The sequence below is a fragment of the Microcoleus sp. Z1_B2 genome (genome assembly GCF_036700325.1).
Lineage (GTDB): Bacteria > Cyanobacteriota > Cyanobacteriia > Cyanobacteriales > Microcoleaceae > Microcoleus.
Genome location: NZ_JAUBOQ010000064.1, coordinates 1 through 12960 on the forward strand (window position 1 = coordinate 1; position 12960 = coordinate 12960).

Sequence of the window (12960 nt, forward strand, 5' to 3'; positions counted from 1 at the left end):
TAACTCGCAGCGGAGTCAGGCTAACCGTCCCTGGATAGGAGAACCTATCCATTTAGGCTAAACGAATCGCACATCAGCCTTAATATTAAAACATAATGATCAGCAACAACTCAACTAAAACATCTCGCGCTAAACTGCTAGAGGACTGACAAGCTTACCCAGCACGAGTAAAAGTATATTTGATTATGGTCAACCGTCTTGCTCAATCCCAAAGCCTTTACCTGCGGAAACACGCCGAAAATCCGATCGACTGGTGGCCCTGGTGCGACGAAGCCCTAGAAACAGCCCGAAGCGAAAATAAACCGATTTTCCTGTCCATTGGCTACTCTAGCTGCCACTGGTGTACGGTGATGGAAGGGGAAGCTTTTTCCGATGGCGCGATCGCCCAATACATGAATTCGCATTTTATACCGATAAAAGTCGATCGTGAAGAACGCCCGGATATCGACAGCATTTATATGCAAACCTTGCAAATGATGACCGGTCAAGGCGGTTGGCCGCTCAACGTTTTTCTCACTCCAGACGAGCGAGTTCCCTTCTACGGAGGCACTTATTTCCCCGTAGAACCGCGCTACGGACGGCCGGGATTTTTAGAAGTTTTGCAAGCAATTCGCCGCTTTTACGACACAGAAAAAGGCAAAGTAGAAGCCTTCAAAGCAGAGATTTTAGGCAACCTCCAACAGACGGCAGCGCTGTCAGGAGTAACCGCAGAATTAAATCGCGAACTCTTCCAAAAAGGCTTAGAACTCAACACGGGAATTGTTGCGGGCAGCAACCCCGGCCCCAGTTTTCCGATGATACCTTATGCTGAGCTAGCACTGCGGGGAACGCGATTTAATTTTGAATCAAAATACGACAGCAAACAAGTCTGCACTCAGCGCGGATTAGACTTAGCATTGGGCGGCATTTACGACCACGTAGGAGGCGGATTTCACCGCTATACGGTTGATGCGACTTGGACTGTGCCACACTTTGAAAAAATGCTCTACGACAACGGTCAAATTGTTGAGTATTTAGCAAATTTGTGGAGCGCGGGAATACAAGAACCCGCTTTTGAAAGTGCGATCGCGGGGACAGTAGAATGGTTAAAGCGAGAAATGATTGCGCCAACAGGCTATTTTTATGCTGCACAGGATGCGGACAGCTTTACCCCCCCAACCCCCCCTTACCAAGGGGGGGCAGAAAATTCAACCCCCCCTTATCAAGGGGAAACAGAAAATTCAACCCCCCCTTACCAAGGGGGGGCAACGGGGGGGTCAGAACCGGAAGAAGGAGCATTTTATGTCTGGACTTATGCCGAACTGGAACAACTATTAACTGCTGAGGAATTGGCAGAAATTAAAGCACAGTTTACTGTTAGTCGCAGCGGCAATTTTGAAGGCAAGAATGTCTTGCAGCGCCGCCATCCGGGCAAACTAAGCGACAGGGTAGAAAAGGCTTTGGCTAAACTCTTTGCTGTGCGTTACGGTGGCAATCCCGATAGTGTAAAAACCTTTCCGCCAGCCCGCAACAATCAAGAAGCTAAAAACGACAGTTGGCCGGGTAGAATTCCCGCCGTTACTGACACGAAAATGATTGCTGCTTGGAATAGCTTAATGATTTCGGGCTTGGCCCGCGCGGCGGCTGTTTTTGGAAATTGGGAATATCTAGAATTAGCTGTGAAAGCGGCTAATTTTATTTTAGACAATCAGTGGACGGATGGGCGGTTTCAGCGGTTGAATTATGACGGACAATCTGCTGTTACCGCGCAGTCGGAAGATTATGCTTTGTTTGTGAAAGCTTTGTTGGATTTGCACCAAGCGAGTTTGACTTTAGGCAACGGGGAAGAGGCAAAACAGTTGCCGAATTCTCAGTTTTGGTTGGAGAAAGCTGTGCAGGTGCAAGAAGAATTTGATGAGTTTTTGTGGAGCGTGGAATTGGGAGGATATTACAATACTGCTAAGGATGCTAGCGGAGATTTGTTGGTGCGGGAACGCAGCTATATAGACAATGCAACTCCGGCGGCGAATGGAATTGCGATCGCATCTTTGGTTCGCCTCGCGCTGTTGGGCCCGAATTTGGAATATCTCGATCGCGCGGAGCAAGGTTTGCAAGCTTTCAGCAGTATTGTACAAGATGCTCCGCAAGGTTGTCCGAGTCTACTTTCGGCGATCGACTGGTATCAGCATTCTACCCTAATTCGCACGACTCCCGACCAGATTTCGGGGTTGATTTCGCAGTATTATCCGACTGCTGTCTGTCAGATTGAGGCTGATTTGCCTGAAGGTGTTATCGGGTTAGTTTGCGAGTGTTTGACTTGCAAGGAACCTGCGAAAAGTCAAGAGCGGCTGTTGGAAGAAATTTTGCAAAGTCAAACGCGAGTTTAGCACCAATACTGTCTATATTATTGAACCGCGAAGACGCGAAAAACGCGAAGGAAGAAGGAGGAAGCAGAAGGAAGAAGTAGATTATCTTCTACGGGGAAGGAATCGCATCTTCAGTCTGCTCCTCAATCTTCCAAATAATCTCACTGGCTTCAGCCCGCTTGAGTGTCAACAAATGCAAATACTTTCCGGCGGCACGGCTACTCGAACGCTGTCTCCGACTTGGTGTCGCTGCAAGTCATCTCTGTGCAAGTTTTGTCGGCGAAGGGCGATCGAACTTTTAGCAGTCAACCGCACCGTATAGCGCGTGTCAGTGCCAATATAAATAGCCTCTTCTACTATTCCCGGCCAGGTATTTTCAGCGTCATAATTAGCCGGATAAATAGCAGCTTTTTCTGGCCGCAATACCAGGGTGACAACTTTCCCGGCGGGCATATCTTCTGCTGTCGCAACTAACACGGGCAACTGCTGGTCAATTAACACGATTATTTGACCGTTTTGCTTTTCTACTACTTGCCCGATTAAAAAATTGCTGTCGCCAATAAAATCAGCAACAAACCGCGTTTTAGGATATTCATAAATATCAACAGGCGTCCCGACTTGTTGCAGTTTTCCTCCATCCATCACTGCAATTCTGTCAGACATTGTTAGTGCTTCTTCCTGATCGTGAGTTACATAAATAAACGTAATTCCCAGTTTTCGCTGCATTTTTTTTAATTCTAATTGCATCTCTTTACGCAATTTTAAATCCAGCGCTCCTAGGGGTTCATCCAACAGCAACACAGACGGCTGTTTGACTAATGCTCTTGCTAATGCTACTCGCTGCTGCTGTCCCCCTGACAGTTGGCGGGGATAGCGTTTTCCTACCTCGGTTAACTGCACTAATGCTAAGGCTTCAGCAACGCGATCGCCAATTTTTTTCTGAGGCAAATTCTCCATTTCCAACCCAAAAGCGACATTTTGTGCTACTGTCATGTGCGGAAATAAAGCATAGTTTTGAAATACCGTATTTACTGGCCGGTGAAATGGCAGGCGATTTTGCATCGGTTGGCCGTGAATGTAAATTTCGCCGGCTGTGGGAATTTCAAAACCCGCGATCATTCGCAAAGTTGTAGTTTTGCCGCAGCCAGAAGGGCCGAGTAAAGAAAAGAATTCTCGATCGTAAATTTGCAGGTTGATGTTATCTACAGCTAAGAAATCTTTACTGCGGGCACTTTTAAATATTTTGGAAACTTCTAAAACTTCGACAGAGTGCATTGTGTTAGTATGTGTGAGTATAAAAAGCTGAGTTCTAGTCCGGTTAAACTGATATCTTGCACTATTCTCAATTACTGGTTTAGGAACGGGCATCTTGCCCGTTCCACAAGAAATAAATTTATTCTTTGTGGAACAGGCATCTTGCCTGTTCTTGAGAATGGTGCAACTCCAAAACAAGCTAAAAAATTAAGTAAACCAGCCCCGGCAGAAACCTATTTTATATCTACTTTCCGGCCCCTGCTTTAACTTCCGTCCAAGCTCGATCGTACAATGCAGTTGCTTTCCCGACATCCTCCAATAATTTCATTTTGCCAAACACCTCAGCCGGCGGGTAAATTTGAGGATTTTTCAAATCGTTCGGGTCAATTAAACCTTTATCAATTGCTGCTTTGTTGGGCGATCCGAAGTGGGTAAAATTGGAAATTTGGGCGCCGACTTCTGGCTGCAAAACAAAGTTAATAAATTTCTCCGCTAACTCTTTCTGGGGCGCACCTTTGGGAATAGCCATGTTGTCAGAAAAAATGATTGTTCCTTCTTTGGGAATAGCGTAACGGAGATTAGGATTTTCTGTCATCACTTGGAAAATATCACCGCTCCATTCCATTGTCAAATTTACTTCTCCTTGATCCAGCAGATTTTGCCCGGTGTCGGGGACAAAAGCTGCAATGATATTGTTACTTTTAATCAGCAAATCGCGGGCTTTATTAATCTCTTCGGGATTGGTTGTATTTGGATCAAATCCTAAATACATTAAAACTCCTGCTAATGTGTATCTAGCATCGTCTTGCCACGCTACTTTTCCGGTATATTTAGGGTCGAACATCACCCCCCAACTGTTAATTTCTCCCTGGACTGTTTTCACGTTGTAGCCAATTCCCATAGTTCCCCACTGGTAGGGCAGCGAATATTTGTTGCCTGGATCAAAAGCTTGATTGATAAACTTAGGTTCTAGGTTCTTTTGGTTGGGAATATTGTTTAAATTCAGCGGCTCAATTAGATTTTCCGCGATCATGATTTTCACCATGTAATCGGCAGGAAATATTAAGTCGTAACCGGGGTTTCCCTGTTTGAGTTTGGCATAGAGTGCGTCGCTGTTCTCGAAAGTGTCGTATTGAATTTTAACATTGTTCTCTTTCTCGAATTGGGCGATCGCTTCTGGGGCGATATAACTTGCATAATTGTAAATGCTGAGCACTTGCTGTTGGTTGCCACCTGTGGGGCTACAGCCGAAAGCCACCGTTGCACTCATCACAAACAAAAGTAGGAAAGTCAGCAGGCGTTTCATAGGTTTTGTTAGTTGCAGACAAAAATAATTATGACACAGAAAGCAATTTTTTTAAGTTTTCTGAACTTTTAACGATGATACAACCAGCAACAAAGAAGCCAACAACATCAAAGTTGAAATGGCATTAATCGCTGGCGTCACTGAGAATTTTATCATGCCATAAACAAATAATGGTAGCGTCATGGAACCGACGCCGGTGGTAAAAAATGTCACGACAAAATCGTCTAGCGACAGAGTAAAAGCCAGCAGTGCCGCGCTGAAAATAGCGGGCCAAATCAGAGGGAGAGTGATGCGCCAAAAAGCCCGCCATTCGTTAGCGCCTAAGTCAAAAGCTGCTTGTTCTAATTGAGGATCTAGTTCCGCCAAACGCGCCCTGACAGTAATAGTCACAAAGGAAATATTAAAGACAACATGACCGATAATTACGGTAGGTAAGCCGAGATTCAGGCGAATTCCCGTGAGATTTTCTACGATCCGAAATACTAGGGTAAAGAAAACTAGCAGCGAAATGCCGATCGTAATTTCGGGCATGATAATCGGCAAAAACAGTAAAGCTTCTACAGCTTTGCGCCCCGGAAAATGAAAGCGTTCGAGTGCTAGGGCGAGCATTGTACCAAAAATTGTCGCTAACACCGTCGAAATAGCTGCAATTAGCAAGCTGTTGTTAAGTGCTGTCCAGATTCCGGCGCTGCTACTCGTAGCAATCGTCGCGCCTGCATTGCTAAACAAACTGCGGTACCAATCGAGGGTAAAACCGCGCCAAACGGCATTGAATCTGGAGGCGTTAAAGGAGTAAATAATTAAGATGAGAATTGGCAAGTAAAGAAAGGCAAATGCTAGTGCAGCTTGTACCCAAAGCCACTTTTTGCCGATCGCCCGCACGAGTAAATCTAGTTTTGTTTTAGTCATTAGTCAGTAGTCATTAGTCAGTAGTCATTAGCCATTAATCATTAGTCATTAGTCATGAGCGCATCGTAAGCTAAACGCAGGGTGCAACGATTTGTATATACCTTACCTTATTCAGTTTCGTCAGACACGCGGAAGTAAATTAACACAGGAATCAATATGATTACCGTCAACAGCATAGAAAGCGCCGAACCAAAAGGCCAATCGCGGGCTCTCATAAACTGATTCTGAATCAAATTTCCCACCATAACTGTTTTAGAACCACCTAATATATCCGGTGTGATGAAAGCGCCGACAGCGGGAACAAAAACTAAAATAGAGCCTGCCACAATACCGCGAGTTGTTAATGGTAAAAATACGCGCCAGAAAGTGCGGATATCATTTGCCCCTAAATCGTGAGCGGCTTCTACCAATGAAAAATTGAAGCGTTCTATGCTAGAATATAAAGGCAGAACCATGAAAGGTAAATAGCCGTAAATAAGACCGATCGCCACAGCGAAAGGCGTAAAAAGCAAATTTAACGGTTCGCTAATAATTTGCAGGCTTTGCAAGGCTGTGTTAACTACTCCTTCGCTACGCAGCAGTATAATCCAGGCGTAGGTTCTCACTAAAAAATTAGTCCAAAATGGAATAATTACCAGCAAAAGCAAAGCATTGCGCCAGCGAGGAGAACGGGTGGCGATGAAGAATGCTAGGGGATAGCCAACTAATAAGCAAGTGGCTGTTGTTAGAAAAGCCAGCCAGAGCGATCGCCCAATTACTCCTAAGAAAAGTCCACTGAACAAACGCTGGTAGTTGCTGAGAGTAAATATCCAAGTAACACCGCCGTAAGTACCGCGTTCTAAGAAACTGTACAACAGTACAATTAGCACGGGCAAAATGAAGAAAACCATCAGCCATGCCGTAGCGGGAAATAAGAGCAGCAACAGGTTAGTCTGCTGGCGGTTTTTGACACTCATTATTCACTCAAGCGAAATTTAGCACATAATGCAACACATTTTATATCAAATCCGCATTTTATGAATTATGTCATCATTAATAAATTATCAAGAGGTACGCAATGTCAGCAGAATCGTCAACCCCCAAAATAGTCGTCGTCGGTGCAGGATGGGCCGGTTTAGGCGCTACCTATCACCTAGCCCAGCAAGGCTATGATGTCACCCTGCTAGAAGCAGGCCCTTATCCGGGTGGCTTAGTTGCAGGGTGGAAAACTGCCGGCGGGCGTTCCGTAGAAGCTGGGATTCATGGCTTCTGGTATCCCTACAAAAATATTTTTTCCTTAGTCAAGAAATTAGGACTCGATCCCTTCACGCCTTGGACTCGTTCTTGTCAGTATTCACCTGCGGGATTGGAAGTAGAATCGCCAATTTTTCAGGACGAACCGCGCCTTCCCACACCGTTAGGAACCTTTCTTTACACCAGATTTAAAAGGCTGCCATTAGTCGATCGGCTTTCAGCCTTACCCTTACTCTACGCCGTCCTAGATTTCGACAATTCCGACGAAGCTTGGCGCAGGTACGATCGCGTCACAGCCCGCGAACTCTTCAAACAGTTTGGCGTTTCTGCAAGACTCTACCGCGATGCTTTTGAGCCTATGTTATTAGTAGGTTTATTTGCACCCGGAGAACAATGTTCTGCCGCCGCCGCTTTGGGAATGCTTTATTATTTCATATTAGCACACCAACCGGATTTTGATGTAGTTTGGTGTCGCGGAACAGTCGGAGAAAAAATCTTTCGCCCCTGGGTCGAGATCCTGGAAAAACTCGGTGCAAAAGTATTGACAAAGCAGCGAGTTACTGATTTAATAGTTGACAGCAACAACCGAGCCACAGGCGTTGTTTGCGGCGAAGAAACCTTCGAGGCAGATGCAGTTATTTTTGCAGTTGGCGTCACGGGAATGCAAAAAATTATCAGCAGCAGCCCAGCTTTGCAAAGTCGCCAAGAGTTTCGGGATGCGATGAATTTGGGTGCAGTTGACGTGTTAGCGGTTCGCCTGTGGTTTGACCGAAAAATTGACATTCCCCTGCCTTCTAATGCCTGTTTTGGATTTAGTTCAACTACAGGTTGGACGTTTTTTGATTTGAATGCTTTGCACGACGAATTTCGAGACGAACCGGGAACAGTTGTCGAAGCTGACTTTTATCACGCAAATCAATTAATTCCCCTAAAAGATGAGGAAATAGTTTCCTTAGTTCAGCGGGATTTAGCGACTTGCATTCCGGCTTTTCGGGAGGCAAAAGTAATTGACAGCAGCGCGATTCGGCTGTCGCGGGCTGTGACGCATTTTGCCCCTGGTAGCTATCAATATTTGTTGCCGGCAGTAACAAGTTATGATAATGTATTGATGAGCGGCGATTGGGTTGTGACCCGCCACGGTTCTTGGTCGCAGGAAAAAGCTTATGTTACTGGTTTGGAAGCGGCTAATTTGGTGATTTCGCGTTTCGGAATCGGAAACAAAGCGGCAATTATTCCCGTGGAAGCTGACGAACCGCACATTCAAATCGGGAGAAAGATTAATCAGTTTACTCGCAGTATGACTAAAACTTTCATTCCCGATTTTTGGCTGCCATAAGAAGAAGGAAATTCTGCAACGCATTTAACAGATATCTTGCACCATTTTCAATTAGCCGTAGGGGCGGGTTCGCCAACAGCCTTAAAGCTTGCAAATAGGTTCTATAAACCCGCCCGACCCCACGAAAAATCCTCTTATTGATATTGCTGCAAGATGTCAGATTTAACTGAGATGTTAGGAAGAATGGGGATTCCCGTCTGGTTAGCTAAGGATCGCGAATTAAATAACTTACAATTTTAATTGTTATTGTGGGATGGGCCTAAGAGCCCGTCATGAGTGGACGGGCTCTTAGGCCCATCCCACTTTCAAGAGTGGAAGTTATTTAATTATCATTCCTAAGAGGCCGATCGCACTAAAATGACTGTACAGTCGCACCCGCGCGCCACAGCTTCCGGGATATTCCCGTGAATCACCTGCTTCAGCAGCCCTTCCCGGCTCGCTCCCAGGACGATCGCATCGCACTGATCGTTCTGAGCCAAATCAATTAAAGCATCAGAAACCGATTTAGCGCAAACCGAAGTCGCTATTATCGAACAGCTAACCCGGCGCTTGATAAACTCCGCTGCTTGCTTTAATTCTCCGCGATCGGGTTCTGCAACAGAAGGCTGATGAACCTGACACAATTTAATCTCCGGTACAGCACTCGCAGCCACCAAAGCAGGTAGCAACCGCAAAGCCGCAGCTTGCTTGTAACTGCCGCGAATAGGCACCAACCAGCGGTGCAAACCCATCAGCGTATGCAGCCCCAATTCTGGGGCTGGAATGTCTGAATTCGGCAGGGAAAGTTCAGTGTCAGGAGTTGCTGATGAATCTGAGGATCTCGCCAATGGGGGATTATCTGCGCCCTCAACTTTTTCGGGATTTAACTCCCATTCGATAGAGGTATATTTCCGGCCGCTAAAAGCGCCGGAAAACTCATTTTTCTGACGTGTTGCTAATAGTTTTTCGCTCCATTTAACCAAAATTACCTCGCAGCCTGCTTGCCGAATTACGGTATCGACCACATCGCCAAAAATGCGTTCTTTTGTGGATAATTCGCCTTGCCAGCCCATCAAAATCAAATCGATATGTCGCTCCTTAATTGTCTCCAAAATCGCGTTAGGCACGTCGTGAGCTACCCGTATTTGGGTGTGTACTGGCAAGTTCAAATTGCGAACAATTCGCTCGGCTTGTTGTAGCAGGCGGCGGCTTTTGGTTGTCCGCACTGCGCTTTCGGAGGGGGAACTGTTGCGCGGTACTATGATGATTTGCAGGCATTCTAATTCGTAATTACGATCGCGCGCAATCGCCGCCGCCAGCCGCAGCAAAGCGGGTGCTGTTTGGGGGTTGGAAAGCGGCACTAATAAGCGGCCGTTTCCGACTTGCGGAGCCCTGGTTTGATAGACAACATAGGAAGGTTCTGGATGCGGGCCCTGGGTTGTTTCTCCGGTGAGGCGATCGGATTCAACTCGGATAATGTCGCTGCGGGTAATAATTCCCACCAAACGCCGGCCTTCTACGACTGGCAAACGGCTGATATTGTAGTTGTTGAGCCTGTACAATACCTCGCTTAAAGTATCCCTTGCTTTGACTGCGATCGGCCCTACAGTCATAAATTCTTTAAGCAGCGAGTTGCCGGACAAATTGCGATCGCTGGCATTTGCCAAATCGGTTTGACTGACAATTCCGACTAATTTGCCATCTTCAACTACTGGAAATCCTCGGTGGTGCGATCGCGAAAAAGCCTGCATCACTTCATCGAAAGTCAGCAGACTCGAAAGAGTTTCAACTCGGCGCTGCATCACGTCATCTGCGTGCAAGTCGCTCAAAGTATTGCTGGCAGCTTTTGCCTTTGTCAGTTGAATGCCGTTAAACTCCAAAAGGCGATCGTAAAAAGAGCCACTGTCCACCTTTTCCGCCACCAAATAAGCAACTACAGAACAGATCATCAAAGGCAGCACTAATTTGAAATCCGCCGTAATTTCAAACACAATCACTACCGCAGTAATCGGCGCCCTAGAAACCGCACAAAAAAACGCTCCCATTCCCGCCAAAGCGTAAGTTACCGGCAAACCGACACCCAGGGAATCTGCCTGCACAATTCCCACCATGTGACCGAGTGCAGAACCCATAACTAGGGCAGGGGAAAACAATCCTCCCGGAGCTCCAGAAGCCGAGGAAATAATTGTTAGAAAAAAGTGAGCTATAAAAGCAATTAAACTCGTTATCCCGCTTGCTTCGCCTGTCAGCATAAACTCCCGTAAACCCGTATTATCGCGGAAAGTTGCTGGGAGAAAAGCTATTACTGAACCGCAGATTATGCCAGCTAGAGCCATTCGCACGGGCAAAGCTAATTTGAGCGATCGCCTGTTAAATTGCAAGCTAGCCATAATCCCTTTGGTGAACAAAGCTCCCAGCCATCCCGCTAAAACTCCTAATAGTATATAAAACGGGATTTCCTGAGCATCAAAACTGGTTTGGTACGCGCGAAGGTTCAAATTTAAACTATCGCCGCCCAAAAGCTGCGAGACAACGGCACCGATAAATGAAGCGATAATTGCAGTCCCTAAAGTCAATCCCGAAACGTCGTGCAGCAGTTCTTCAACTACAAACAAAACTCCTGCAATGGGAGCATTAAAACCAGCAGCCAATCCGGCAGCAGCACCGCAAGCAATCAATTGTCGGCGGTAGTCTGGGGAAGTCGGCATCAAGTGACCTATCCAGCCAGCCAAAGATGCTCCTATTTGCACAGTAGGGCCTTGCCTGCCTAAAGTTAAACCGGAACCAACTGCTAAAATAGTCGTCAGAAGTTTGGCGACAGCTACTCGCAAATCTAAGGAAAGATTGACTCCGCCAAGAGCAGCTTTGACGTGAGGAATGCCACTGCCGGCAGTTTCGGGAGCAAAACGCTCAATCAATAAACCAGTCAGCAACCCGCCGCCTAAACCGACACTGGGCAGTAATATCCAAGCTGGGATTAATGTCGAGGTAGCAACTCGCCAACTGCCGAGCCATCCGACTCCCGACTTTAGCAAAACACCAGCCAGTCCCGCCACTAAGCCGATCAGACAAGCTTCAAAAATGGCTAGGCGTTTCGGCCGTAAAAAAAGTTGAGATTTGATAACCCTGGAAGGTTCCCTAAATTGTTTAGGGATAGTTATGTACGGCATAAATAGCGTAGATGACCTGAGAATTGTCTGCTCGATCGCACTTTAGCAAAAAATCCTTCGACTTAGCAAAATATAACTCAATACGGTTCAGATAATAGCGTTTCCGGTTGCATCGGAATCATAAAATTTAGTCAACACTTAACACTCAAATATTCAGTTTTTCGACACCGAGTCAAGAGTCAACACTCAATAGTCAACAGTCAACAATCATTCCGGTGTAACCCGAATTGATATAAGACACTCATGGAGACCAAACCATGTGAAAAACATACACTGCGTTGGCGAAGCCTGCCCGAAGGGCTTATGCTTCGCCTAAAGCTCGCAAGGACAAAAAAAACATTAACTGAACCGTCTTGCCCCTTGCCCAATCTATCAGAGTGCCATAGCAGTCAAAACTCACTACTTCAAATTGATTAATTTCTAGCATAGTTTGCTTCGATTTTAGGGTTGATATTCCGCAAAAATTTCAATTTTTCCCACAATGTTTTGATTAAATTGAGCCAATTCTTCTGCCGGAATCCAATATTCTTGGTGAATCGAACTGCCCACATTTTGAACTGGATATTTTTTTAAGAATTCTGCCGCAACCCGAAAGCGCGTGACATAGCCGAAATATCCCGATGCTGCATCTCTTGTATTCCAATCTCTCGCGATTTGTATGGCATATGCTTTGTGGAGTACGGGATAAAAAATAGGCTGAAAAGACAGTCGCGGCGGAAATGCCAGAAAATCGCTTTCTTTAATCAGTTCCATTTCTTTTTTGCCGACGGCTCGGAACAGCGTTACTGTCTCTTGATCTGATATATTGATATTTTTAAACCAAGCTTTCCAACCGTCCCAATTGTGAACTATTTTAGCCAATTCAGCGTAACCGGCGGCGCGGGGATGGGAAACGTCATTTTCGGTAAGTTCTTTATGCCAAATTTCCGAGTTTTGCAGCGGGGTGCAAACATCTAAATAAGGCACATTTAACTCGTTGCAAACTTGGGCAAACTGTTCGGATAAGTTGGCAATCCGCCTTGTGCGATCGGCATCAATAACTGGCGGTGGCCCTACCATTAATACTGGAAATATTTCTTTGGCTGACGTGAGAATAGAGCGAGCATTTTCAATTGATTTTTCAACTTCTATGCGATTTTTTTCGTTTTCTCGGTAAGTGTCGTTGACGCCAAAGGAAAATACTATTCTGCCGTCAGCGTAGTGAGGTAAGCGGCAAGAAACTTCGTTGAACCAACGAGTTTCTATATTGGCACTGGTTTCTCCCCTTATTCCTAAATTGTAGTAGGTAATATCGTGTCCTTGTCCGCAAGCGGCCGCGCAAATCCGTCCTGTCCAACCGAGACATTTTGGATCGCAAGTACCGTTTACAAAAGAATCGCCGATAAAACAAATACGCATATTATGTGTGGGAATTGTTGACTGTTGACT

General features: G+C 45.9%; 9 protein-coding genes. 2 read left to right on the top strand and 7 right to left on the bottom strand.

From position 1 onward, the window contains the following. Positions 1–185: 185 nt before the first annotated feature. Positions 186–2366, top strand: coding sequence for a thioredoxin domain-containing protein (locus QT984_RS26680; protein WP_333375289.1), 2181 nt, complete (start codon positions 186–188; stop codon positions 2364–2366). Between the two features lie 165 nt (positions 2367–2531). Here QT984_RS26680 and QT984_RS26685 read toward each other — a convergent pair whose 3' ends face one another. From QT984_RS26685 to QT984_RS26700, 4 genes are all read right to left on the bottom strand, one after another. Beyond that, positions 2532–3620 (bottom strand): ABC transporter ATP-binding protein, encoded by a 1089-nt coding sequence (locus QT984_RS26685; protein ID WP_333375291.1) that lies wholly within the window; start codon positions 3618–3620, stop codon positions 2532–2534. 223 nt (positions 3621–3843) lie between these two features. Then, entirely contained in the window at positions 3844–4905 is a 1062-nt protein-coding gene (locus QT984_RS26690; RefSeq protein ID WP_333057993.1) for a spermidine/putrescine ABC transporter substrate-binding protein, read from the bottom strand. A gap of 51 nt (positions 4906–4956) precedes the next feature. Further along, positions 4957–5814 (bottom strand): ABC transporter permease, encoded by an 858-nt coding sequence (locus QT984_RS26695; RefSeq protein WP_333375294.1) that lies wholly within the window; start codon positions 5812–5814, stop codon positions 4957–4959. Between the two features lie 107 nt (positions 5815–5921). Continuing rightward, entirely contained in the window at positions 5922–6770 is an 849-nt protein-coding gene (locus tag QT984_RS26700; protein WP_333211837.1) for an ABC transporter permease, read from the bottom strand. A gap of 101 nt (positions 6771–6871) precedes the next feature. Here QT984_RS26700 and QT984_RS26705 point away from each other — a divergent pair, with 101 nt between their 5' ends. Next, complete coding sequence (locus tag QT984_RS26705; RefSeq protein WP_333375297.1) at positions 6872–8383, top strand: FAD-dependent oxidoreductase; 1512 nt, start codon at positions 6872–6874, stop codon at positions 8381–8383. 335 nt (positions 8384–8718) lie between these two features. Here QT984_RS26705 and QT984_RS26710 read toward each other — a convergent pair whose 3' ends face one another. The 3 genes from QT984_RS26710 to QT984_RS26720 form a co-directional block, all read right to left on the bottom strand. After that, positions 8719–11532, bottom strand: coding sequence for a chloride channel protein (locus QT984_RS26710; RefSeq protein ID WP_333057997.1), 2814 nt, complete (start codon positions 11530–11532; stop codon positions 8719–8721). 301 nt (positions 11533–11833) lie between these two features. Continuing rightward, a complete protein-coding gene (locus QT984_RS26715; RefSeq protein ID WP_333211832.1) occupies positions 11834–11959 on the bottom strand; it encodes a hypothetical protein in 126 nt (41 codons plus the stop codon). Between the two features lie 14 nt (positions 11960–11973). After that, entirely contained in the window at positions 11974–12930 is a 957-nt protein-coding gene (locus QT984_RS26720) for a GDSL-type esterase/lipase family protein (protein ID WP_333057998.1), read from the bottom strand. Positions 12931–12960: the final 30 nt, after the last annotated feature.